Source organism: Bacillus sp. T33-2, from assembly GCF_002860205.1.
Classification (GTDB): Bacteria; Bacillota; Bacilli; order Bacillales; family Cytobacillaceae; genus T33-2.
In genome coordinates this window covers 181,893-205,872 of sequence record NZ_PGVB01000002.1, presented here as the reverse complement: position 1 = coordinate 205,872, position 23,980 = coordinate 181,893, and the positions used below count along the sequence as shown (strand labels likewise).

The following is a 23,980-nucleotide window of genomic DNA, read 5'->3' as shown; positions in this document are numbered from 1 at the left end:
CCCGGATCCGAAGCGGACGGGGACAGAGGGATGAAACAAGTATGCGCGATTAAGGGATCCTTCTGGCTTGGAGGGACCCTTTTTTTATTGGATATCACCAAGAATTGTTTTGTCTCCTCTTGTAAAAAAGGAGGAACCCAATGAAGCAAACTACCGATTTTATCAAAATGAAACAAACAGGCAACAAAATCGTCATGATGACTGCGTATGATTATCCTTCTGCACGTCATGCCGAGCAGGCTGAAGTGGATGTCATCCTTGTTGGAGATTCTCTCGGAATGGTTGTCCTCGGATATGAGTCGACCATTCCGGTCACTATGGATGACATGATTCATCATGCCAAAGCAGTGAAAAGGGGAGCCGCAAATACATTCATCGTAGTTGATTTGCCATTCATGAGCTATCATCTGTCGATAAAAGACACCCTGTTAAACGGCGCGCGCATCATGCAGGAGGCAGGTGCCAATGCGGTAAAGCTAGAAGGCGGGGACGAAGTGATCGACCAGATCAAGGCGCTTACTAGGGCCGGAATTCCTGTAATGGCCCATTTAGGCCTGACTCCCCAGTCTGTCGCTGTGCTTGGGGGCTATAAGGTCCAGGGAAAAAGTGCCGGCGCAGCTAAAAAGCTGTTGGAGGACGCGAAAAAATGCGAGGAAGCCGGGGCCTTCTCAGTCGTGCTTGAATGTGTCCCAAAACAGCTTGCCGAAGAAGTATCACGGGCATTAACCATTCCTGCTATCGGTATCGGTGCGGGAGCCAACTGTGATGGACAAGTACTTGTTTACCATGACATGATTACGTATGGTGTCGATCGTGTGGCTAAATTTGTCAAACAGTATGCAAACGTGGATGAACAAATTTCCGCCGGTTTAAATTCATATGTTTCTGAGGTCAGGAACGGGTTGTTCCCGGAGGAAAGACATAGTTTTACAATGAAGGAAGAGGAATTAAAGGGACTATATGGAGGCACGGAATGAAAATCATTACGTCTGCCGCAGAAATGCAGCAATTAAGCTTGAAGCATAAATCATCAGGGAACGGAATTGGGTTTGTCCCCACGATGGGATTTTTGCATGAGGGACACACAACCCTGCTGAAAAGGGCCAGGTCGGAGAATGGGATTGTCGTTCTTAGCATATTTGTTAACCCGCTCCAATTTGGTCCAGGCGAAGACCTTGACGCGTATCCCCGTGATTTTGAGAGAGACACCAGGGCTACCGAAAGGGAAGGAGTCGACTACCTGTTTTACCCTGCAGTAGATGAAATGTATCCGAATAAGCCTTCGGTAAAGGTCACCGTTCAGGAACGGACAGACGTCCTGTGCGGGAAATCCCGTCCGGGCCATTTTGACGGAGTTGCAACCGTGCTGACAAAGCTTTTTCACATTATCCAGCCTGACAAAGTATATTTTGGCCTGAAGGATGCCCAGCAGGTTGCCGTGGTGGAGGGGCTGGTTTCCGATTTTAACTTCCCGCTTGAGATCATTCCGGTAGAAACGGTCAGGGAAGAAGACGGACTTGCAAAAAGCTCAAGGAATGTTTATTTACGGCCGGAGGAAAGAACCCAGGCTGCCGAGCTTTACCAGAGCCTCATTCACGCGAGGAAGCTGATCGAAAATGGGGAACGAAGGCCAGATGTGATTGCTGGATCAGTCAGGCAGCATATCACCTCCAGGTGTAAGGCAACTATTGATTACATCGAAATTTATTCGTATCCAGATTTAAATAATCTCGAACGACTTGAAGGAAAGGTCATCATAGCCCTTGCCATAAAATTTGAACGGGCCCGTTTGATTGATAATATCATTTTAAATGTTGAAGAACTGTAGGAGGAAAACAAAATGTTCCGCACCATGATGAATGCCAAAATTCACCGCGCAACGGTGACAGAAGCGAACTTGAACTATGTCGGAAGCATTACGATCGACAGTGAAATTCTGGACGCAGTAGGCATGGTTCCAAACGAAAAAGTGCAAATCGTCAACAACAACAATGGAGCCAGGTTTGAAACATATATCATCCCTGGAGAACGCGGCACCGGTATTATTTGTTTAAATGGGGCTGCCGCACGCCTTGTCCATGAAGGAGACGTGGTGATCATCATTTCCTATGCACTCGTTCCCGAAGAAAAGGTAGCGTCCCATCAGCCAAAGGTAGCTTTGTTGGATGAACACAACAGAATCAAGGAAATGCTTTATCGAGAGCCTGAAAGGACCATATACTGAAAGCTTCCGCCCGGTGCGGGGGCTTTTTCAATAGGTTGCTATTTCACCCTTTTTTGTGATACCGTTTTGTGTGACGAATGTTAGAGGTGTAACAGATGAGCAATAAATTTGTTGTCATAGATCTTGAAACGACGGGGAATACGCCTAAAAAAGGGAGCAGGATCATCCAGATTGGAGCTGTTGTGATTGAAAACGGAAAGATTTCAGGACAGTTTTCTTCACTTGTAAATCCGGAACAGCCCATCCCGCTTTTTATTGAAGAACTGACAGGCATCAACGAAGAAATGGTGGAGGAAGCACCCTTGTTTTCGGAAATTGCGCCGCACATTGCAAAGCTCCTGAAGGATGCATATTTTGTGGCGCATAATGTATTTTTTGATCTCGCTTTCCTTCAGGATGAACTGATCAATGCCGGCGTTGGAGGATTCTATGGGCCGGTGCTTGATACAGTCGAGCTTGCCAGAGTGATGCTACCGACTGCAGACAGCTTCAAACTGACTGACCTTGCCTTGGCGGAAGGCCTCCGCCATGACCGGCCCCACCAGGCTGACAGCGATGCTTTTGTGACTGCAGAATTAATGTTGATTCTGCTCGAAAAAATTAACATGCTTCCAATGGTTACATTAAAGAGCCTTGAAAAGCTGTCCACAGGATTAAAGAGCGATGTGCACTTGCTTTTCGAAGCGGCTCTTCTTGGAAACAAAGGGAAAATTGAAAATCTCCCCGGCCACCTTGAGGTGTTCCGTGGCATAGCCTTGAGAAAGCAGGTTGACACGGACACACCAGTGAATGTTCCAGACATGATGGAGTATCCCCAAACTGAAGAAGCAAAGCAGCAGGCATTGCAGAGGGCTTTTGCTGGATATGAAAAAAGAACGGGACAGTTTCAAATGATGGATGTCGTTTTTGACGCGTTTAACAGGGAATCCCATGCATTGATCGAGGCGGGCACGGGAGTCGGGAAATCGCTTGCCTACCTCATCCCGGCCGCAGTTTTCGCAAAAAATCATGCAAAGCCTGTCATGATCAGCACATTTACGACACAGCTGCAGGAGCAGCTTCTTTTAAAAGACATTCCCCTTTTGAAAAAAATCATGCCTTTGCCGCTTAATACTGCCTTGTTAAAAGGACGGCAGCACTATATTAGCCTGGCAAAGTTTGAACAGTCGTTAAGGGAAGAGGACGACAATTATGATACGACGCTTTCAAAAATGCAAATTCTTGTCTGGTTGACCTCAACAGAGATCGGGGATTATGATGAGTTGAATTTATCCAGCGGCGGCGCCATTTACTGGAGTAAAATAAAAAATGATGTCCCGGTGTTTTTACAAAACGAACAGTGGAAAACAAGGGATTTCTATTATCGCGCAAGGAAAGCCGCCGAGACCGCCGATGTAATCATTACAAACCATTCTCTGTTGTTGACGGACCTTGTCTCAGATCATTCTTTCCTGCCCCCTTACGATTACGTTGTGCTTGACGAAGGACATCATTTTGGGGATGCAGCCGCAAAGTATTTTGGCAAAGTGCTTGACTATATGGCCGTCCGGCTAAGCCTTAATCAAATCGGTCTGTACGAACAGGGCCAGCTGTTTTATAAACTGGAAACGCTCCTTGCCGGGCTGGAAAAACAAGCACAGGATATGAAGCATGCCTTCGAGATAAACCAGTTGCTGGCAGACCTTCAGTACGAAACAGATGAGCTGTTCAAATTGGCCAGTTTATACGCGAGAAAAGAAAAAAAGAACAAACCCTTTATAAACAGGATAAACTGCCGCCTATCGCCTGAAATGGGAGGAAAACAATGGAGCGCATTGCTTGGCGCTGCTGAACGATTTTACTTTATTATGAAAGACTTCCTGGCTGCCATGCAGCGGAGGCTTGACCATGCTGGACAGCAGTCTTCAAAACTGACAGCTGAACAAAAAGCATTTCTGGAGGAATTGTCAGTTTTATTGGAGGATTTGGCACTAATTAACAGGAATGTTAAAGAACTTTTTTTTAGCCCTTCAAGTGAGTATGTTCGCTGGATCGAAACAGACGTGCGCGCTGTCCAGAATGCCACCACGGTGTATGCACAGCCGGTCAGCGTATCCGGATATTTGCGGGAGCAGTTCTTTTCTATGAAAAAAAGCGTCGTCATCACGTCCGCAACATTATCGGTGAAAAACTCGTTCGATTTTATAAAAAGAGACCTTGGCATCGATGGTTTGCCGTGCATGATAAATCAAATTGCGTCACCTTTTTCCTATGAAAAGCAGGTACAGCTGATTGTGCCCAAAGATTTACCTGAAATCAAGGCCGTTAAAGATGACGAATACATAGCCGCGATAACCGAGCAAATCATCTCGGTCGCGGAAGCAACGAAAGGCCGGATGCTTATTTTGTTCACTTCGCACGATATGCTGAAGAAAACGTACGAGCTGATTAAAGAGAGCGGTTTGCTTGAGGACTTTGCATTGATCGCACAAGGCATAAGCGGGGGAAGCAGAACTCGGTTGACCAGGAACTTCCAACGCTTTGAAAAGGCGATCCTTTTTGGCACAAGCAGTTTCTGGGAGGGCGTTGATATCCCTGGTGAAGATCTGTCGTGCCTCATTATTGTGCGCCTTCCCTTTTCACCGCCCGATGAGCCATTGACAGAAGCAAAATGTGAGCAGATCAGAAAGGCGGGGGGCAATCCATTTTCCGATCATGCACTCCCTGAAGCGGTACTTCGCTTTAAACAGGGATTCGGACGGCTGGTCAGGACGTCAACTGACAGAGGCATCATCATTGTCTTTGACCGGAGGCTGCTTACCAGTTCTTATGGAAAAGCGTTCCTTGATTCTGTGCCCAATGTCCCGGTTAAACAGTATTCCATTGATGAGACAGTTGATTTGATACAGTCCTGGCTTTGATTATGGGAATAATGATGGCCGGGTTTTCTTAACAAAAATGCATCGGACTGTTACAATTAACTGAAACAGCCTGCGCCGACGCAATGGTCATTTTTCTGCAAAAAAAAAGCCGGGCAATGGCGCGCGGCAAAAAAATTGTTTGTGGACTAGAACTATTTTGAATAATTTGGTCCAGTGGCAGTTATCGTTAAGGAAAACACCTGTTATAATTGGTGTTATATGAAGTTGTATCATTTATTATTACCACAAAAACAGTAGCTATAAGTTACAAATATTGTTCAGGTTGAGGAGGCTTATCTATTTTGGAAAGTAAAATTGAAGTGTTATCAACGGTAAAGATTCAGCAAAGCCCTGATTTATATAAAATCGTGGACGCCCTGAACCGGAACCTTAAGGACAAGGATTTAATGTTTGGGCTCGCGCTGGATCCCCAGGATGAAAACATAGCCGTTTTTACGATATACCGTACATAGAGATGTGATAATGATGAAGAAGTGGATGATCATTACTGTAATTGCATTCATATTTGTGATAGGGGTTGTTGTCAGCATCTACCTGAATGCTACCGAACCGGTTAAGGCTGCCGAAGCAAATGCGCGCCATAAGGCGCAGCGGGAAACAAATTTGACAGGCTTTACCGATTTCCATCTCTATCATGGGGAAGAGACTTACTACGTATTTAAGGCGAAAAATCAAAAAAAACAGACCGTTTTTGTCTGGGTGCCAGAAAAAGAAGGCGCAGTAATAACGAGAAAGCAAAAAGATGCGCTCACTAGAAACCAGGCGATCGAGAAGTTGTACGAAGCGAGAAATCCAGAAAAAATCGTCGAAGTCCGACCGGGCATCATAAAAGACAGGCCGGTGTGGGAAATTTATTACCGCTCTAAAAATAATTCAATAAATTATTATTACATGGATTTTGAAACAGGCGAAAAGCTGCGGGTCATAGATAACCTGTAGGAGAAATGGGGAGGATTAAGGATGGAGATACAGCTTGCGAAAAGAGTGCGTTCATTAACGCCTTCTTCAACTCTGGCAATTACTGCGAAAGCAAAGGAAATGAAGGAAGCGGGCCACGACGTCATAGGCCTTGGGGCAGGTGAACCGGATTTCAATACCCCACAGCACATCATTGACGCGGCAGTGAGCTCCATGAATGAGGGGCATACGAAATATACGCCTTCAGGCGGGCTTCCAGCACTGAAAAAAGCGATCGCTTCAAAATTGAAAGAGGACCAGGGCCTTGATTATGCCCTTAATGAAATTATTGTCACGAATGGTGCAAAGCATGGCCTTTACACATTATTTCAGGTGATTTTAGACCAAGGTGACGAGGTTATCATCCCGATTCCCTACTGGGTAAGCTATCCTGAACAGGTAAAACTGGCTGGTGGAGTTCCTGTCTATGTCGAAGGATCTGAAACGAATGGATTCAAAATTACTGCTGAACAGCTGCGAAATGCAGTCACTTCCAACACAAGGGCCGTCATCATTAATTCGCCGAGCAATCCGACCGGCATGGTCTATTCCAGGGAGGAATTGGAAGCTCTTGGCCAGGTCTGCCTTGAACATGGCATCTTGATCATTTCAGATGAAATATATGAAAAGCTTATTTACAGCGGTAACAGGCATGTTTCTGTCGCTGAAATTTCACCTGAATTAAAAAGACAGACGATCCTGATAAACGGCGTTTCAAAGTCCCATTCGATGACAGGCTGGAGGATCGGCTACGCTGCAGGAGACAGGGTGATTATTAACGCTATGACTGACCTGGCAAGCCACAGTACATCCAATCCGACAACAACAGCACAATACGGAACAATTGCGGCCTATACCGGAAGCCAGCAACCTGTCGAGGAAATGAGGCAGGCATTCGAGGAGAGGCTGGACATCATATTTGAAAAGCTGACAGAGATTCCGGGATTATCATGCATCAAACCACAGGGGGCGTTTTATCTTTTCCCGAATGTAAAAGAAGCTTCCGCATTGACGGGCTGCAAAAATGTTGATGAATTTGCCGAGTTGCTGTTAACTGAAGCAAGAGTGGCTGTAATCCCTGGTTCGGGATTTGGAGCACCGGATTATATACGGCTGTCGTATGCCACTTCTCTTGAACAGCTCGAAACAGCGATTGAGAGGATCAAACAATTCGTAATGTCAAAAATGAAGTGAACAGCTTAAAAGGGGAGCCCTTGCCGGCTTCCTCTTCATCCAGGTTCAGATACACGGGGTCCTTGCAGTTTGGAAGCCTGCTGCCATGCTTTCCGTTCGGTAATCCGCCGGTCCGGGCACATGGCTCCTCGTTGCTTGAGAATCCGCGCAAGCGTTATAATGAAAACAGTACATGAACGAGTTTTTTGCTTAGTTTTGGAGGGAACAAATCAATGGTAAAATCCACAATAGCGGAAGTTTATAAATATGTTGACCAGGAAGTGAAAATCGGGGCATGGCTCGCGAACAAGCGATCCAGCGGGAAAATCGCTTTCCTTCAGCTCCGGGACGGCACAGGCTTCATTCAGGGGGTTGTCGTGAAAAACGAGGTGCCCGAGGACGTTTTCCTCCAGGCAAAGTCGCTCACGCAGGAATCATCCATGTATGTTACAGGGACAGTAAGGAAAGAAGAAAGGTCACCGCTTGGCTATGAACTGCAAGTGACCGGAATTGAATTAATCCATCAGGCAGTCGACTATCCCATTACTCCGAAGGAACATGGTACCGAATTTTTGATGGATCACCGCCATCTTTGGCTCCGTTCGCGCCGCCAGCATGCTGTCATGAAAATCAGGAATGAGATTATCCGTGCCACGTACGAATTTTTTAATGAACAGGGATTTTCCAAGGTTGATCCGCCTATCCTCACTGGAAGTGCACCGGAAGGAACATCAGAGCTTTTCCATACGAAGTACTTCGATGAGGACGCCTACCTTTCCCAAAGCGGACAGCTTTATATGGAGGCTGCCGCCATGGCTCTTGGCAAAGTCTTTTCCTTCGGGCCTACGTTCCGGGCGGAAAAATCAAAAACGCGCCGTCACCTGATTGAATTTTGGATGATTGAACCAGAGATGGCTTTTTATGAATTTGAAGACAACCTTAAAGTCCAGGAAGATTATGTATCATATATTGTCCGCTCGGTTCTGGACAATTGCACGGTTGAACTTAAGACGCTGGGCCGTGATGCAGCCAAGCTGGAAAACATAAAAGCACCATTCCCAAGAATCAGTTACGATGATGCAATCAAGCTTTTGCATGAAAAGGGATTTGATGACATCCAATGGGGTGACGACTTTGGGGCGCCTCATGAAACGGCAATTGCCGAAACCTTCGACAAGCCGGTGTTCATCACCCACTATCCTACATCTATCAAGCCTTTCTACATGCAGCCGGCTGGCGACCGCGACGATGTGGTCCTGTGTGCGGATTTAATCGCCCCGGAAGGATATGGAGAAATTATCGGGGGCTCCCAGCGTATTCATGACTATGAACTGCTGAAACAGCGCCTGGCTGAGCATGACCTTCCAATGGAAGCTTATCAATGGTACCTGGATCTTCGCAAGTATGGGTCTGTTCCTCACTCAGGCTTTGGGCTCGGGCTTGAGAGAACCGTTGCCTGGATCAGCGGAGTTGAACATGTCCGCGAAACGATTCCGTTTCCACGCCTTTTAAACCGTCTCTATCCATAATTCAAAATTGCATACTGGCTTAGCAGCAGTACTTTAAACCGTCTCTATCCAAAATAAAAATTCCAGCGGCCCGTCCCGGGCCCTTTCTTTTAGCTGGAATATGTCGAATTAGCGGGAAAAAACATGGAATTTGTTTGCATATTCTACAACTAATTAACAATTTTTATCTTTTTTGATTGTCTTACTTGCCGGGTCTGTTCATGTTATACTTAAAAAAGAGGTGGCCGGTATGATAAAAGCAGATTTGTTAGGCTGGCTGAGTGAAGGTAATATTACCTTTCCGGCAGCGTTAATGACTGAATATAAGCATTTGCATATAAATGAACAGGAGCTTGTGCTTCTCCTTCAAGTATTATATTTTTTGGAAAAGGGCAATGAATTTCCGACTCCGACCGAGCTGGCCGACAGGATGACTTTTTCTGCTGGAGAATGCACGGAAATGCTTCGTTCGCTGATTCAAAAAGGCATTATCCAAATTATCGATGGCTATTCCCCTGAAGGTATCAGGTTTGAAAAATATTCACTGCAGCCATTATGGGAGAAGCTGGTTGACCGGTTTTTGCTTGCTCGGAAACAGCACAGCCGACAGATTTTACAGCAGGAAGAAACAGACCTGTACACTTGCTTTGAAAAGGAATTTGGCAGGCCGTTATCACCTTTTGAATGTGAAACGCTGGCAATGTGGATGGATGATGACCATCACGATCCACTGATCATCAAAGCGGCTTTAAGAGAAGCGGTTATATCCGGCAAGCTGAATTTTCGATACATAGACCGTATCCTTTTTGAATGGAAGCGCAACGGCATTAAAACGATTGAGCAGGCAAAAAGCTACGGCAGGAAGTTCCGCCAGCACCAGGTCCAACATAAATCCAGCCATCAGCCGGCCAGGGTGAATCCCGCTTCCGTACCCTTTTACAATTGGCTGGAGCAATAACCAAGTCTTCTGCCACCAAGCGCGGCAATGAAGCGGATGACGAGAGAATGCCTTCTCTCGTTTTTTACTATTCTTTTATCGGGTGGGGTATATGTTAAATAAAAGTGAAATACGTTTCTGTTTGGATGAAATGGGCAAGCTGTTTCCAGATGCGCACTGTGAGCTTGTGCATTCCAATCCTTTTGAATTGGTGGTTGCTGTCTCCCTGTCAGCACAATGTACAGATGCACTTGTAAATAAAGTGACAAAAGATCTGTTTAAAAAATATAAAACACCAGAAGATTATTTAAACGTTCCGCTTGAAGAGCTTCAGCAGGACATCCGCTCGATTGGTCTTTATCGGAACAAGGCAAAAAACATCCAAAAAATGTGCAGGATGCTGCTTGAAGAATATGGAGGCGAAGTTCCGCAGGACCGGGATGAGTTGACAAGGCTTCCGGGCGTTGGACGAAAAACCGCAAATGTGGTAATGTCCGTTGCCTTTGGCATTCCTGCCATCGCAGTTGATACTCATGTTGAGAGGGTAAGCAAACGGCTCGCATTTTGCAGATGGAAGGATTCGGTGCTGGAGGTTGAAAAAACACTGATGCAAAAGGTTCCGATGGAAGAGTGGTCGGTTACCCATCACCGGATGATTTTTTTCGGCCGGTATCACTGCAAGGCACAAAACCCACAATGTGAGGTATGCCCTTTGCTGTCTGTATGCAGGGAAGGCCAAAAGCGGATGAAGAGGAAGCAGGCATGACGTGGCAGCATTCGGGACTGAATTCCTGTCTGGCCAGCCCGTTTTTCTTTCCGGAGGGAGTGCTGGAGTGGGAAGCCAGGTTTTCCTCGGCTTTTACTCCGGAAGAGCCATTCATATATGAGTTTGCATTTTTTACTGGACTTTCCACCATAAGACCATGGGAGGACCCGGAATTATACGTTCCTTTGTTATTGGAGGAATGGCCGGACCAGAAAACCGAAATTGGGATTCTTTTTAAAAATCGAAACCGGCATGCGGCCGTGCCGGCAATGAGAAAAGCAATAGGCATGTTCATCCAGCTTCTGTATTGGACAAACAGCCTGCCCGCAAGCCCGTCACTGGCAGGGCTGGAGAATCTGGGCATAAAGCCGGCAAACGCAAGGGAACGTATCGAATTTATTATTTCCAGTCCCGCGCTGCACCATTCGTTCATCCAACTGTCAGAACTGTTTATTGAACAGCAAAAACAGTTTGCAATTGCCACTGTTCGAAAAAACAGGCCAAAAAAGTAAAAGCGTCCGGATAAGAAACCGGACGCTTTTACTTTGTGTCATGGCTGCAAGAATCATAGCTTAGCGCTAATCATCATTTCCATCTTCGCCACCTTCACCATTACCATCATCTCCGCCGCCATTGCCAGGTTGGCCGCCGTTATTACCATTACCGTTGCCATTGCCGTTACCATCGCCATTGCCGTTACCATCGCCATTGCCGTTACCATCGCCATTGCCGTTACCATTGCCGTTTCCTGTGCCATCTTCTTCATTTCCGTCCCCGTCGTCCAGGCCGTCATCAGGAGGAAGAGTTTGGTCAGGAATCCGTACTGTAGCTGTGGCGGTTTCACTCCGTTGCTCACCTCTCACCGCTGTCACTTTGAACGTGTACATTCCGCCAGGGACAGGATTTGGTATCTTGATTCCTGATTCTGTTGAAGGCAATGGTTGGTCAGCGCCCCCGTTCAGTGAAGCTGTCACTTCAAATGTTACTCCATCTTTTTTCGGGTGATCCCAGGCGACCGCGATTTCATTGGCAGCCAGGTCAAAATTGGCATTAATACTTGGCCTGTCAAGCTTGTCGAATTTCTTTGAGACCTCTTTAGGGAGGTTTCCTTTTACCGCGTATTCCGTTATGACCTGATCAGATGGTGTGTACTCACTTGCCAGCTTCGCCGGTATCGAGCCTTTCTCGATTTTCACCTTTACAACACTTTTCGGCATCTGGAAGTCCGGGGTATCGGCACCCTTAGACACGTGCTGCATCAGGTTTTTGAACAGCTGCTGGGAAATCTTTTGCTCATTGCCCACCAGGGCCTTACGATTGTTTTTGTAACCAGTCCATACTGATATTGTGTATCTGGTCGTATAGCCGACAAACCATGAATCTGGCACGCCGCCGTCAGGTATGCCGTAGTCCCTGATTTGCTGCTCTGTATAGTTGGTGGTTCCCGTTTTCCCCGCAACAGGCAGACTTGGGATATTGGCAAATTGGTGGCCTGTACCACCTGGCTTGACAACGCTTTTCAGCATGTCAGTCACCATGAAAGCGGTATAATCCTTCATGACAACTTCTGTTTCAGGCGCAAGCTTAATTTCCGACTTGTCCATCGACACGATTTTTGTGACTGCGTGCGGTTCTGTATAAAATCCGTTATTCCCGAACGCTGCATATGCACCGGCCATTTCCATCGGTGATACTTCAAAAGCCCCAATTGAATAGGATTCCGGTATGTTTTCTTTCAGAGGGATCCCCAAATTGACCGCAAATTCACGAGCCTTGTCAGCTCCCACTGCCTGGAATGCCTGAAGGGCAGGAATGTTGATTGATTTTGCCAGTGCCTCTCGCATCGTCATTGGACCATTGTATCTGTTGTTCCAGTTCCTGATTGGCGTCCCATTGGAATATTCATAAGGCTTATCCTCAAGCATGTGAAAAGTTCCCCAGTGAAGATTCTCGATCGCAGGGCCGTAATCAAGGACGGGCTTGGCAGTGGAACCAGGCTGGCGCTCGATATCGGTCGCATGGTTAAACGCGCGCTGCACCTTCTGGTTCCGCCCGCCGCCAATTGCCTGGATTTCGCCCGTCTTTGTATCAAGCAGGCTGATTCCGGCCTGCATCTCCTCATTAGGGAATTTCACAACCTCATTGGTATTCAGCATATGTTCCATGTATTTTTGGGCATCCTGGTCAAGGGTCGTATAAATCTGCAGCCCATCGGTATGGACATTGTAATCGGTCTTTTCTTCAACTTCATCAATGACCCTGTCGACGAATGCATCAAAAGGCTTTTTGTCCTTTTGTTCCCTTTCTTCTACTGGGACAAGGCTGGAGGCGACTGTTATCTTCTGGGCCTGTTCCATTTCATCCTTTGTGATGAAACCATGCTGGTGCATAAGCGAAAGCACTATGTTCCGCCGTTTTTCAGCCCTGTCCGGATAGTTGAACGGATTGTAGTTGTTCGGGCTTTGCGGCATGCCCGCGAGCAGGGCGGCTTCATGCAGCTGGAGCTCGTTAAGCGGCTTGCCGAAATAAAGGTCCGATGCAGTCGCGATTCCATGGATGTCCTCACCCATAAAGATTTTGTTCACATACATCTCAAAGATTTCATGCTTCGTGTATTTCTGCTCCAGCTGGAATGCAAGCCATGCTTCCTTTGCTTTCCGGCTCAACTTCTTGTCAAATTCAAGATAATAGTTTTTGACGACCTGCTGGGTGATGGTGCTTGCCCCCTCGGAACCAAATCCGTCAGTGATATTCGCTACGACGGCCCCGCCGAGGCGGATCACATCGATCCCGTTATGCTTATAGAAACGAACGTCCTCCGTTGCGAGGATTGCGTTTTCCATCAGCTTCGGAATGTCCTCGTAGTTCACATAGTCCCGGTTTTCCGAGCCTACTTCTGTTACAAGCGTGCCATCTTTATCGTAGATTTTTGAAGAAATCGGGTCCTTTAGCTTCGATTCATTCAGTTTTGGCGTATCTTTTATCATGTATGCAAAAGTGGCCACTCCGGTAAGCATGCCGATGATCCCGAGGACAATCAGGGCCAGGAACACCTTTTTAAATGTACCCTTTGGCTTCTTGCTGCCTTTGTTTTTCTTTTTGGCGGCGTCAAGCTGCTTACGGCGCTCCTCTCTTGTCTGGTGTTTTTGAGCCATGCAAATCCTTCCTTTCTGTAACGCAAAAGATAACTCTAGTGTCTTGAAGGAGAAAATAATTAGCTAAGATTATAAAGATAGTCTATAACTTTAATATAGTCAATCCTTGGCTGATAGCCAAGCGGAATGATGTGGCCGAATTCCTCTACTTCCGCCCTCGTTATCGATTTTCTCCCGCCTGCTTCCATTCGGGACCAGAACGCAAGCAAATGTTCTGCTTCCAAGAGGTAAACCTGATTTTCACTGGAAAAGCGCAGGATTACAAAACAAATACCCTCCTGGTCCAAAACTGCCTTCATATGGGAGATCTGGTGGGCATGAAAGTTCTTAAGGGGAAAGGACGTCGAAAATTTAGTCTCCTTTGCCTCAAAGTCGATGTATTTCCCCCTGTAAATACCGTTATAGTCAGTCGTTGAAGCTTGTTTAAAATAGGCCTCCCTAATCACTGCCGCGCTTCTTCTTGGATAATCTACGTTCACAATCTGTACAGGGGTGGGCTTTTTGTGGATGACCGCTGTGCCCCTGTTCAAATAGTATTCATTTGTTTCATTCAGATCCTGTTCAAGAGTCATACCCCGGTTGCTGTACGCCAAGTTTTTTTCTTTACCCGCTCTTGCCGCTGCCTGTTCTTTAGGAACGTAGCGCTTTCCGTTAGGATAAGAAAAATTCATGTTCTCCACCTCACAAACTACCTTATATCATACCAAATCTGAGCAGGGTGTGGTTGAATAAAAAGAACCATTTGAATCCAACCTAAATGAAAAGCGCCATTTAAGGAAGACTGAGGTGGGCAATATTCGTCCTCAAAACATATATGATGCAGATGAGGAACAACTTCTTGAAAGCATAAGGTCAGAAACAAGCAGAAGCAACATTGACAATATATCAAGGACACAAGCCTACTTTGAATTTTACCTGAAAGAGCCTGATATGGTCTGGGCCTTCCTCGCAAGCATGGTCTCCCGGAATGCGGGCTGGAATATGTGTGACCTTAGGGGACAGTGGTTTCCAAGGCTGTTGGAACCAAAGATCCGCAACAGGCTGTTTCTTGCTTATGAGCGGGCAAACTGGCTGATTTTCCGGGATGCGTATCCCCAGCTCCTGCTCTACCAAAATTCGACGAAAAAAGGGAGGCAAATGTTTCATTTGCTGCCTGGCCTTGATGTTTCAGCCTTTATGGAGCATGAGTGGAGGCATTATTGGGAGAAACGTGACAAAAAACGGCTGATGACCGCTTTGATCATCAATGAACAAAACGTTATCCAGAAGCCCGTTATCAAACATCATTTTTACAAAGACAAGGTATTCAATACTGCGCTATTCACATTTCAGGATCGGCTGCATTTCAGTTCTGTCCTGTTCCCGACGTGCAGCGGGGAATTGTTCGGGGCAAGCGTGAACGGGTTCAGGTCGGTAAATAAACGGATCGATCTGGGCAAACGGCTTGCCGATATTTTGTTTGACGACAGGCATTACCGGGCTTTTTTGGAATTTGCGCTGCGTACCGAACACACCGGGTCAAGAAACGATTATGAACAATATTTCAGGGACAGGGAAAAACGGGATACTCCTTTCCTGAGGCTTACCTATCCGGTCATAAGCCACAATTACAACTCCCAGGAAGACTGGTTTTCCAATACCAAAATCGACCGTGCCTGGTTCAAGCCTGACGTGCGGCACCATGATCCTGTTCATGTGACAGACTGGTACAGGGAGAAGCAAATTCAGCTCCACTCTTTGATCATGTTAAATAGCTTATTCAGAAAGAAAAAAAGATAGCGGGAAAAGGGCCTTGTCGAAAATGGCAGATTAATTGCGGGTAGCTACTTTCTTTGCCGAATTGCTTCTAGTTTTGTCAACACGGAAGGAAGCAGGAAAGGGAGGTCGAATAACATTTGGAGACAGAAGCTGCAGGAGCTATAAAAAGTGCAAAACACTGGCATATCGCCTGCAAAGTTCATCATTTGCAAGTGTGCCAATCATGCCGAAAATGGCGCATAAATGCTCGGGGAGCATGTTAGACATGGTAATTAAAGGAGGAGACGAGTTTGAACAATGCAGGGCTGAAAAAAGAGGAAATATTACTTATGCTGGAGGAAATTTCTAATGAGTTGGCAAAGCTGGAAAATGATTTGCATCGTTCATTATCGGAACTTAACAATGATTGGATTACCAGTCGGGAATCACAGCTTGCCCAATGCAGCAGGAGGCTTTCAAATTTGGAAGAGAAATTAGAAGGGCTTGGCCAACGGGATGTGGCTGCGGCATTTGAGCACCAGCAAGGCATGAAGCTTGAATTGGGTTATTAATTTATTTTAAAATAGGAAGACATTTGAAAGCAGCTGATGGTTATGGCTGCTATTTATTTTTCTCTTTGGAAAGGGAGACATAAGTCCATTGGATAATTATATTATGTTAAAGAATTTGACCCGAGATTTAATAGAAGACACAAAAACTGCGTCAACCCGGTTCGAACAGGTAAAGCAGACCAGGGAAAAAGGGGATTTTTACACAGAGGTAAAACCTTTTGCGGATGCGGTGAAACAAAAAAACGTTCAGTGGAAGCAGGCAGCTGCAGTCTGGATCAGGGAACAGCAGCCGAAAAACTTGCATTACCGCCAAATTGAAACAACGGCAGAGAATATTGAAATGGTCTCAATCCAGGCATTTTTTCCGGAAACCAGCCTCAAACGATTTATCAACCATGTTCAATCAATTAATTACGTCCTGAAAAGCGTCCTGCAGCATCTTGAAAATAGCGAGGATTAAAAGAATAGCACCCATCATCGGGTGCTTTTTGCGTTACTTTGGATTATCGGCAAGTGAGTATTCCTGGAAACCTTCCGGCACAACAGCGCCCCTGGACTCAAGCTCACGAACAAGGTTGCGGTAATCGTTGATGGATATCTCATTTTGAATATACCTTTTTCTTGCGAAATCCAGCAGCTCATTTACGTTTTCTGGTGAATAGTCCCTCATTTGTGAAAACATCATTTCCAGTTCGTGAACGTTCAAGGTCAAATCCTCCTCCGCTTTTTCAAAATAACCATGGCTTTCCTGCCAGAGGATATGCCATGCTTACTTAATACTTATGCTAACATGAAAAATCCATTTTTTTTGTTTTTAAAAAATTGAAACTTCCGACATTAACCTTCATGAATAGACAAAAGAGGAAATACATTCCTGATAAATCACAACACTGGGCTTAGCAGCATATCGTGTAGCATCTGAGAAAATTTGAGGGGGTAATCATCCATGTTTGGCCGAAAAAAACAAACAATCCAATACATTCCGAATGCCTGGCCTGTGACACCTGTGAATGGCCCGCTTCCTTTCAATGGACCCAGCCGTGGAATGTTACGGCAGCTGCCGGCCGCTCAACCTCAGTGGCAGCAGGGCAATTGGCATAATGCTCTTCCTTACCAGCAGCAAATGGTTTTTCCGCAGCATGGCCAGAGTGCGCAATGGCAGGGCAATCATCCCAATATTTATTATCAGCCAAAGCAAAACTATTCCCAGCTGCTTTTTCAAAATCCTTTGGAACCACCCAAGCCAACATATGGATATTACAGCCAGGCACCTGGATATGTAAATAATATGAACCCATATCCAAAACTGGCTATTATGGCTAAGCCACCTTCAGGCTTTCAATCCATCATGAACTCCTTTAAAAGTCCGGATGGAAGCCTGGATGTAAACAAAATGATCGATACCGCCGGCCAAATGATGAATGCAGTGTCCCAGGTTTCCTCGGTGGTGAAAGGCCTGGGCGGGGTTTTAAAAGTGTAAGGCAACACGGCCGGTCGGCCGCTTTTTTTTGAGTGACTTCAATGCATTTATTAAAGTATAATTAAAATTCTTTCAATTTAATTTCAGATATGTTACCTTTTTTTATACAAAAGGATTCAACTTTCCAAATAAGAGAAAAAATAGGAAGTCTTTTGTTTAAAGGGGGGAAATCGTTTTGCTACGAAGTCTGCAACAAATCATTATCATTGTTTTTTTAATATTGTTTTTGGCAGCTTTGCCGGCTACCATTTCCGTGAACTCTGAGAAAAAATCAATAGATTGGGCGCCAGAGAGGCTGACTGCTGTGTATACTGATTTTTTCAAGACACTGGGAAGCGGAACCCTTGGTACATACCAATTGGGACAGCAGGTCAGGAATATCGAAGATGATATGCCAGACAATTTTATGACCAGCCTTAAAATTATGCTTGTCGGAGTTAATGCGGGAATTATCCTGAGCTTGATTTTTGGGATTTTTATCAGCAGGTTCAGGCTCACAAGGATATTCAGTCTTTTCCTGAATGTCCTGGCTGCCATTCCTGATTTTATCTTGATTGTCCTGGGGCTTATCCTTGCCGTGAAATTTTACAAATATACAGGGGTCAGGATTATTTCGCTTCGCCCTGACGCAGGGGCATTGAATATTTGGTTTCCGATGATTCTTCTTTCGCTCGCACCGACTCTTTATTTATTTAAGCTTGTTGCTGTGAAATACTATCAAACCAGTGGTGAAGATTTTGTACGGACCGCGGTGGCTAAGGGAATGAAACTGGATTATATCAATCTGCAGCACATATACAAGAATGTCGAGCCTTTTATAATAGCTGAGCTTACGAAAGTCATATCGCTTGCTATCGGAAATTTGTTCATTATCGAGTATCTTCTTAATGTGTCCGGGATCACGAAATTCATTTTTCAAAGCAATGATATTCAGCCTATTGCTGTGGGCTTGTTTTCAATGCTGTTGATTTCAATGATTGTCTACTTGTCTGTAAGACTGTTACTCTATGTATTCAAGCGGGGGTTGATTTATGAATAAGCTTTTAAAAATCAACTACCAGCTTTACACAGGAGTATTTTTTGTGGCCATTCTTTTCTTTGTGTGCATTTTCGGGCCGCTCCTTGCCCCGCACGATCTGAATGATGCACTTGAGGCAAGATACGTAAATCACACCATCCTTGCACCCCCGCTGGAGCCGTTTGAGTCAGATGAATGGCCTTTGGGTACAGACCGGTGGGGATATGACCTGTCATCAATGATATTAAATGGCATCAAGTACACCGTTTTCATTTCTATTGCCGTTACTTTGATCAAAATGTTCATTGGAACTGTTGCAGGCCTGTATATAGGAACCTGGAAAAGGGCTCCAGGCTGGATGGTTGCTTTTGAGAACGCGTGGAGCTATGTTCCATTGTTTCTGGTTGTCTATTTTTTCCTAAGTCCGTTCAACGTTAACAGCCCGCTTCCAACGGGAACACTCGTCAACTATTTCATCATTATTACATCTGTGATCAGCATTCCAAGCATCGTATCATCTGTAAGGCAGAAATCGGCTGAGATTTACAAGGCACTCTACATTGAATCATCACGTGCACTGGGAGCAGGAAGGCATAGGATCGTCTGGAAGCATATACTCCCGCAAATGAAAGAATCACTTCTCGTAATGTTCATATTGGAAATTGTGCATGTAATTACTATCATGGGCCAGCTCGCGCTAATGAACATCTTTATAGGAGGCGCAACAGTTACCTTCGATCCCCCGATCTTTTTTTCAAATACTAAGGAGATTGCAGGCTTGGTAGGACAGGCCCGGGTTTCTGTCTACGGGTCTCAGTTTATGCTGGTGGTTCCTCTGGTGGCTCTGTTATTTACAACAGTGTCTTTCAGTCTGCTTGCAAACGGGCTTAAAAACCGCTACCAGTCTAACTATCAGAAATCCCCGTGGATCAAAACGGGACAAGAGCCAAAAATTAAACCGAAACGGAAAAATTATGGAAGCCAATGGAAATTATGGCCCCCAAAAGGCGAGGCGCTTGCTGCCATCGCCCTGTTCATTGCGTTTCTTATGGCCGGCTCTTATGTGTATGCCCACAGAAATGATGACATAGGCGTGAAAAATTACAGCAGGGCAGAGTATGATTTAGATATGAAAATGAAGAAGGACGGTACATTCACAACCGATTCCATGATTGAAGTCAAGAACCTCTCGAAGGAGACATGGGATGACCTCGTATTCTATTTCATCCCCAATAGCTTTAGGGAGGGACACAATTTTAAAAATGTTAAAGGTTCCTCCATGGTTAAAATAAAAGCCGTTGAAATAGACGGTGAGAAAGCAGACTATAAGCTTTCAAATGATACTTTAAAAGTTATGCTCAATAACTCGATGGATAAGGGTGACAAATGTGAAGTAACCATCAGTTATGAATTCACCCTGCCTGAAGAAGGCAGCCGTTTTTCAAAGGTAAAGGATAATTATTATCTTGCGCAGTGGTATCCGATGCTGGCAACCTTCCAAAAAGGGAAATGGAATAAAGAAAATTACATCGACAGCACCGAAACCTACCACACTGATTTCTCAAATTACCGCGTTTCATTTCACCTGCCCGAGGGTTATTCCTTTATTTCGTCAGCGGATGAGGATGCTGAACTCAAGGAGAACAAGGGATCTGTTGAAATCGAACGGGTTAAGGATTTTTTTATAGCAGCTGTTAAGGGCATGGAAGTTTACGAAACCGAATCAAACGGCGTCCAAATACGTCTGTTTTCAAAAAAAGACCATGGTAAAGATCCGGAAGAAGCACTTAGGCTCGCGAAGAAGGCTCTGGGCTTTTTTCAGAAAAACATAGGTAAGTATCCTCATAAGCAGCTTGACGTTGTGCTCGACAAGGGCCAGAATATGGAATATCCCGGAATTGTGACTATCAATCCATATACGGAGGATAAAAACTTTTTCGAAATCTCGATTGTGCATGAGATTGCGCATCAGTATTTTTATTGTGTAGTCTCGAGCGACCAGTATAATGAAGCATGGCTTGATGAAGGCATTACTGAATTTGCGACAAATATGTATTTTTATATTGCCGAAGACCAGGGAATGGTCCGTTCCCAAATGCTGTCTCAATACAGAATGAAATCGATTGAGGAACAAGGTTTGCGGCGCCAGTATTCAAATGTTCCTCTGGATGAAAACAAACATTACGGATACATTTATGGGCAGCCGGCACTGCAGCTGTTTGAACTGATCAAGAATAACTACCAGAAAAAAGGTGAGGATTTTCAAGCAATCATTATGCAATATTTGTCGGATTACTACCACCATTTTCAATATAAACAGGTCAATACTGAACAATTTATCCTTTTTACAAAAAATTACTTCCAGGTTCCGAGCGGATATTTCAGTGAGTGGCTGGAGGAAAAGTAACAAAACAAGCAGGGGGGCCGCCTGCTTGTTTTTTTGTTTCATGCTTCATCTTCGGCGATGCTGATCTTTTTACCCTGCAGTTTAGGGACGCGGATTTCCAACAGTCCGTCCCGGTAGTTGGCTTTTACCTTCTTCTCGTTAATGGGGCTGGATAAAGTAATGGTTCTGCTGGCTCGGCCGAACGCTGCCCGTCTTCGGAATGTATTGTGTTTTTCATCCTCTTCAGTGCTTATTTCGCTCCTGTTTACGGAAATTGCTAATGAATTGCCAAATACATCGATATCAATGTGTTCCCGCTTTATACCCGGTAGCTCTGCTGTGATTACATGGTGCCTGTCAGTTTCAAAAACATCTACATGGAAATGGGAATGGGGAAAGGGCCGTTTGAAAAAATCATCGATGGTCTGGAGAAATCCTTTTACGGGTTTTTCATGGAAAAAATCTGACATAGTTTGGATCAGTTCCCCAAACTGTTCTGCTTTCTCGCTCTTTTTTTGCCCCCCTGAATTCATAGAAGACATATTGATCTCCTCCAACACACTAAAGTTCAAAATAGTTTATGCGCATGATTAGTCCCGGGTGATTTTCTCACCCCTCCCCGTTTTTTTGAACGAATTATGACAGTTGCTTTTTATGTGATAAAAATCACTTATGTTGTTTTTGAAGACCTGTATGCTGAAACAGTAAACAGACTGTTTGAAAGAAGGGAACCAACATGTTTTGTTACCAGTGTGAACAAACTCCGGCAGGGGGCTGCAAAGTAATCGGCGTATGCGGCAAGGATGAAACAATCGCAAGCCTGCAGGACACGATCATTTTCGCCTTGAAAGGGATCGCAGCATACCGCACACACGCCAAACAGCTTGGATATACAGATTCTTTTGTGGATACAACCACCCATGAAGCATTATACATGACACTGACAAATTCAAATTTCAACGTCCAGGAACATGTCGACATGGCCATGAAGGTAGGGCAGTCGGCAGTACGAGTGATGGAGTTGCTCGATGAAGCCCATACAAAATGGCTTGGCATTCCACAACCGGTCCGTGTGTCCCAAAATAAAATTGAGGGTAAAGCCATCGTAGTAACTGGACATAACCTTTTCGCACTTGAGGAGCTTCTTAAGCAGACAGAAGGGAAAGGGATCAACATTTATACACACTCGGAAATGCTTCCGGCCCATGGCTATCCTGCTTTGAAGAAATATTCCCATCTGAAAGGGAACCTTGGGAAGGCATGGTACGACCAGCGCCGGCTGTTCGAAAAATTCCCTGGAGGGATTCTGGCAACAACTAACTGCGTCATGCCTATTAAAGGAACTTATGCAGACCGGATGTTCACATACGATATCACCGGGCTTGAAAATGTTAAAAAAATCGAAAACGATGATTTTTGCCCATTAATTCAAAGGGCGCTTGAGCTTCCGGAGGCCAATATCGAATCAGACGAAACATTGCTTACCGGCTTCCATCACGAAACGGTGCTGGGCCTGGCCCCCGAAGTGATCGAAGCTGTCAAAACCGGAAAGATAAAAAGGTTCTTTGTTATCGCAGGCTGCGATGCCCCAGGCAAAGGCGGGGAATATTACCGCGAGCTCGCTACCTCTCTTCCGCCGGAAACTGTCATATTGACAACTTCCTGTGGTAAATTCCGTTTTAATGATGTAGATTACGGTGTCGTCCCGGGAACGGAAATCCCAAGATACATTGACCTTGGCCAGTGCAATAACTCTGGCTCTACGGTGAAAATTGCAAAAGCCCTTGCCGATGCATTTGAATGTGAAATCAGCGATCTGCCTGTAAGCATCGTCTTATCATGGTTCGAACAAAAAGCGGTCGCAATCCTGCTTGGCTTATTCAGCCTCGGAATAAAAGACATTCGGATTGGCCCTAAACCGCCTGAGTTTATTTCCGATGGCGTCCTCAGCGTCCTGCAGGATGCATTCAATCTAAAACTCATCACCACCGCCCAGGTAGACATGGAAGAAATGCTGCAATTGAACAACATAAGGTGAATGATGGACAAAACTGCCGGTGCGAAAGCGAAAACTGTCCATCATAAGGTGTATGATGGACAAAACTGGCGGTGCGAAAGCGAAAACTGTCCATCATAAGGTGTATGATGGACAGAACTGCCGGTGCGAAAGCGAAAACTGTCCATCATAAGGTGTATGATGGACAGAACTGCCGGTGCGAAAGCGAAAATTGTCCATCATAAGGTGTGTGATGGATAAAACTGCCAGGTCGAAAGCGAAAACTGTCCATGGCTTAAATAGGAAACCCGCTGCCAATTTGGACAGCGGGTTTTTAAGTTTGTTTTATGGCCAGGAACATCTATTTTAAAGGAGCTCGTTCAGCAAAACCTCTGTGTCCAGGATCATGTCGCCGTTTTCATCTGTTCCGATTAATTCATCCTTCTTCATTTTTGTCAGTGTGCGGCTGACAGTTTCCCGCGTGGTCCCAATCATGCTGGCCAGGTCTTTATTGGTGAATTCAGCTCTCAGCCTAAAGCTTCCGTCTGCAAGCTTTTCGCCGTGCATATTTGTAAGCCGGATTAACAGCTTGATAATCTGCTCATAAGTATTATTCAGGATTTGTGCTTCCAGCCTTTCCTGAAGGTCAACAATTTTTTCGCCGAGCACTTTGAACACCTTGATGCTTAAATCTGGATTTTCGATGAGCACCTTTTCAAACTGGGATATCGGGACGACGACAAGGGTTGACGCGTCGAGCACTTCAGCAAACGCAGGATACCCGCCTTTTCTGAAAAAACCCACATGGGGGAACATTTCCCCCTTTTTAAGGATGGCAACAATCTGTTCCCGTCCGCTGATATCGCTTTTGTAAATCTTTATTTTGCCGTCATTGATGAAATAGACGTTTTCAAGCGGATCGCCCTGGAGAAACACATGGCTGCCCCTTTTCCATTCTCTTGAGATGGAAATATCGATGATTTTTGCAATTTCCTGTTCATTCAAACCGCGGAAAAGGCTAAATTCAGAAAGAACTCGTTTTATCTGGTCTTTGCGCAAGGTCGTTCACCTCAAAATTTGGATACTACAAATATTTTAACACGCAAACATTCTTTGGCTGTGCTATTGTTTTTTGATTCGTGCCAAAATA

Annotated in this window: 23 protein-coding genes; 18 read left to right on the top strand and 5 right to left on the bottom strand. The window is 45.3% G+C overall.

The annotated features are described in order from the left end of the window. The first annotated feature begins 140 nt into the window (after positions 1–140). From panB to CVD19_RS01245, 11 genes are all read left to right on the top strand, one after another. On the top strand, positions 141–977 hold the full coding sequence (panB, locus tag CVD19_RS01295; protein WP_101580061.1) for a 3-methyl-2-oxobutanoate hydroxymethyltransferase: 837 nt from the start codon (positions 141–143) through the stop codon (positions 975–977). Next, complete coding sequence (gene panC, locus CVD19_RS01290) at positions 974–1,828, top strand: pantoate--beta-alanine ligase (protein WP_101580060.1); 855 nt, start codon at positions 974–976, stop codon at positions 1,826–1,828. The genes panB and panC overlap by 4 nt, the downstream gene beginning before the upstream one ends. 12 nt (positions 1,829–1,840) lie before the next feature. Beyond that, entirely contained in the window at positions 1,841–2,224 is a 384-nt protein-coding gene (panD, locus tag CVD19_RS01285) for an aspartate 1-decarboxylase (RefSeq protein ID WP_101580059.1), read from the top strand. A 95-nt stretch (positions 2,225–2,319) separates the two neighbouring features. After that, complete coding sequence (gene dinG / locus CVD19_RS01280) at positions 2,320–5,124, top strand: ATP-dependent DNA helicase DinG (protein ID WP_101580058.1); 2,805 nt, start codon at positions 2,320–2,322, stop codon at positions 5,122–5,124. 302 nt (positions 5,125–5,426) lie between these two features. Next, a complete protein-coding gene (locus CVD19_RS01275; protein WP_101580057.1) occupies positions 5,427–5,597 on the top strand; it encodes a YpmA family protein in 171 nt (56 codons plus the stop codon). 10 nt (positions 5,598–5,607) lie between these two features. Next, the gene (locus CVD19_RS01270) at positions 5,608–6,084 is read left to right on the top strand and encodes a cell wall elongation regulator TseB-like domain-containing protein (RefSeq protein WP_101580056.1); all 477 of its coding nucleotides are present in this window, start codon (positions 5,608–5,610) and stop codon (positions 6,082–6,084) included. Positions 6,085–6,111: 27 nt separating this feature from the next. Then, the gene (locus CVD19_RS01265; RefSeq protein WP_101580277.1) at positions 6,112–7,296 is read left to right on the top strand and encodes a pyridoxal phosphate-dependent aminotransferase; all 1,185 of its coding nucleotides are present in this window, start codon (positions 6,112–6,114) and stop codon (positions 7,294–7,296) included. A 212-nt stretch (positions 7,297–7,508) separates the two neighbouring features. Next, a complete protein-coding gene (asnS, locus tag CVD19_RS01260) occupies positions 7,509–8,804 on the top strand; it encodes an asparagine--tRNA ligase (protein WP_101580055.1) in 1,296 nt (431 codons plus the stop codon). Between the two features lie 229 nt (positions 8,805–9,033). After that, entirely contained in the window at positions 9,034–9,741 is a 708-nt protein-coding gene (locus CVD19_RS01255) for a DnaD domain-containing protein (protein ID WP_180953469.1), read from the top strand. A gap of 91 nt (positions 9,742–9,832) precedes the next feature. After that, the gene (gene nth, locus CVD19_RS01250; protein ID WP_101580054.1) at positions 9,833–10,486 is read left to right on the top strand and encodes an endonuclease III; all 654 of its coding nucleotides are present in this window, start codon (positions 9,833–9,835) and stop codon (positions 10,484–10,486) included. Next, positions 10,483–10,998 (top strand): YpoC family protein, encoded by a 516-nt coding sequence (locus CVD19_RS01245; RefSeq protein WP_101580053.1) that lies wholly within the window; start codon positions 10,483–10,485, stop codon positions 10,996–10,998. The genes nth and CVD19_RS01245 overlap by 4 nt, the downstream gene beginning before the upstream one ends. 66 nt (positions 10,999–11,064) lie before the next feature. Here CVD19_RS01245 and CVD19_RS01240 read toward each other — a convergent pair whose 3' ends face one another. Further along, positions 11,065–13,641 carry a penicillin-binding protein 1A gene (locus CVD19_RS01240; RefSeq protein WP_101580052.1) on the bottom strand — a complete coding sequence of 859 codons (2,577 nt, stop codon included), beginning with the start codon at positions 13,639–13,641 and terminating at the stop codon, positions 11,065–11,067. Between the two features lie 59 nt (positions 13,642–13,700). Continuing rightward, positions 13,701–14,312 (bottom strand): Holliday junction resolvase RecU, encoded by a 612-nt coding sequence (recU, locus tag CVD19_RS01235; protein ID WP_101580051.1) that lies wholly within the window; start codon positions 14,310–14,312, stop codon positions 13,701–13,703. A gap of 115 nt (positions 14,313–14,427) precedes the next feature. Between recU and CVD19_RS01230 the strand changes: the two genes are divergently transcribed. The 3 genes from CVD19_RS01230 (at position 14,428) to CVD19_RS01220 (ending at position 16,410) form a co-directional block, all read left to right on the top strand. Next, positions 14,428–15,420, top strand: a complete 993-nt coding sequence (locus tag CVD19_RS01230) for a DUF2515 domain-containing protein (RefSeq protein WP_101580050.1) — start codon at positions 14,428–14,430, stop codon at positions 15,418–15,420. 269 nt (positions 15,421–15,689) lie between these two features. Beyond that, on the top strand, positions 15,690–15,950 hold the full coding sequence (locus CVD19_RS01225) for a hypothetical protein (RefSeq protein ID WP_101580049.1): 261 nt from the start codon (positions 15,690–15,692) through the stop codon (positions 15,948–15,950). 88 nt (positions 15,951–16,038) lie between these two features. After that, complete coding sequence (locus tag CVD19_RS01220) at positions 16,039–16,410, top strand: YppE family protein (protein WP_257984991.1); 372 nt, start codon at positions 16,039–16,041, stop codon at positions 16,408–16,410. A 33-nt stretch (positions 16,411–16,443) separates the two neighbouring features. Here the strand turns inward: CVD19_RS01220 and CVD19_RS01215 are convergent, their stop codons facing one another. Continuing rightward, positions 16,444–16,656 carry a YppF family protein gene (locus tag CVD19_RS01215; protein ID WP_101580048.1) on the bottom strand — a complete coding sequence of 71 codons (213 nt, stop codon included), beginning with the start codon at positions 16,654–16,656 and terminating at the stop codon, positions 16,444–16,446. Between the two features lie 240 nt (positions 16,657–16,896). Between CVD19_RS01215 and CVD19_RS01210 the strand changes: the two genes are divergently transcribed. From CVD19_RS01210 to CVD19_RS01200, 3 genes are all read left to right on the top strand, one after another. Further along, complete coding sequence (locus CVD19_RS01210) at positions 16,897–17,430, top strand: YppG family protein (protein WP_257984990.1); 534 nt, start codon at positions 16,897–16,899, stop codon at positions 17,428–17,430. 175 nt (positions 17,431–17,605) lie between these two features. After that, positions 17,606–18,469, top strand: coding sequence for an ABC transporter permease subunit (locus CVD19_RS01205; RefSeq protein ID WP_101580047.1), 864 nt, complete (start codon positions 17,606–17,608; stop codon positions 18,467–18,469). Then, positions 18,462–20,855, top strand: coding sequence for an ABC transporter permease subunit (locus CVD19_RS01200; protein ID WP_101580046.1), 2,394 nt, complete (start codon positions 18,462–18,464; stop codon positions 20,853–20,855). The genes CVD19_RS01205 and CVD19_RS01200 overlap by 8 nt, the downstream gene beginning before the upstream one ends. A gap of 38 nt (positions 20,856–20,893) precedes the next feature. Here CVD19_RS01200 and CVD19_RS01195 read toward each other — a convergent pair whose 3' ends face one another. Beyond that, complete coding sequence (locus tag CVD19_RS01195; RefSeq protein ID WP_101580045.1) at positions 20,894–21,376, bottom strand: Hsp20/alpha crystallin family protein; 483 nt, start codon at positions 21,374–21,376, stop codon at positions 20,894–20,896. Positions 21,377–21,570: 194 nt separating this feature from the next. Here CVD19_RS01195 and hcp point away from each other — a divergent pair, with 194 nt between their 5' ends. Then, positions 21,571–22,872 carry a hydroxylamine reductase gene (gene hcp / locus CVD19_RS01190; protein ID WP_101580044.1) on the top strand — a complete coding sequence of 434 codons (1,302 nt, stop codon included), beginning with the start codon at positions 21,571–21,573 and terminating at the stop codon, positions 22,870–22,872. Between the two features lie 324 nt (positions 22,873–23,196). Here hcp and CVD19_RS01185 read toward each other — a convergent pair whose 3' ends face one another. Next, the gene (locus tag CVD19_RS01185) at positions 23,197–23,889 is read right to left on the bottom strand and encodes a Crp/Fnr family transcriptional regulator (protein WP_101580043.1); all 693 of its coding nucleotides are present in this window, start codon (positions 23,887–23,889) and stop codon (positions 23,197–23,199) included. Positions 23,890–23,980 lie beyond the last annotated feature (91 nt).

Coding starts and splice junctions, on each gene's coding strand:
- panB (WP_101580061.1), top strand. CDS start 141: ATGAAGCAAACTACCGATTTTATCAAAATGAAACAAACAGGCAACAAA.
- panC (WP_101580060.1), top strand. CDS start 974: ATGAAAATCATTACGTCTGCCGCAGAAATGCAGCAATTAAGCTTGAAG.
- panD (WP_101580059.1), top strand. CDS start 1,841: ATGTTCCGCACCATGATGAATGCCAAAATTCACCGCGCAACGGTGACA.
- dinG (WP_101580058.1), top strand. CDS start 2,320: ATGAGCAATAAATTTGTTGTCATAGATCTTGAAACGACGGGGAATACG.
- CVD19_RS01270 (WP_101580056.1), top strand. CDS start 5,608: ATGATGAAGAAGTGGATGATCATTACTGTAATTGCATTCATATTTGTG.
- asnS (WP_101580055.1), top strand. CDS start 7,509: ATGGTAAAATCCACAATAGCGGAAGTTTATAAATATGTTGACCAGGAA.
- CVD19_RS01255 (WP_180953469.1), top strand. CDS start 9,034: ATGATAAAAGCAGATTTGTTAGGCTGGCTGAGTGAAGGTAATATTACC.
- nth (WP_101580054.1), top strand. CDS start 9,833: ATGTTAAATAAAAGTGAAATACGTTTCTGTTTGGATGAAATGGGCAAG.
- CVD19_RS01245 (WP_101580053.1), top strand. CDS start 10,483: ATGACGTGGCAGCATTCGGGACTGAATTCCTGTCTGGCCAGCCCGTTT.
- CVD19_RS01240 (WP_101580052.1), bottom strand. CDS start 13,641: ATGGCTCAAAAACACCAGACAAGAGAGGAGCGCCGTAAGCAGCTTGAC.
- recU (WP_101580051.1), bottom strand. CDS start 14,312: ATGAATTTTTCTTATCCTAACGGAAAGCGCTACGTTCCTAAAGAACAG.
- CVD19_RS01210 (WP_257984990.1), top strand. CDS start 16,897: ATGTTTGGCCGAAAAAAACAAACAATCCAATACATTCCGAATGCCTGG.
- CVD19_RS01200 (WP_101580046.1), top strand. CDS start 18,462: ATGAATAAGCTTTTAAAAATCAACTACCAGCTTTACACAGGAGTATTT.
- CVD19_RS01195 (WP_101580045.1), bottom strand. CDS start 21,376: ATGTCTTCTATGAATTCAGGGGGGCAAAAAAAGAGCGAGAAAGCAGAA.
- hcp (WP_101580044.1), top strand. CDS start 21,571: ATGTTTTGTTACCAGTGTGAACAAACTCCGGCAGGGGGCTGCAAAGTA.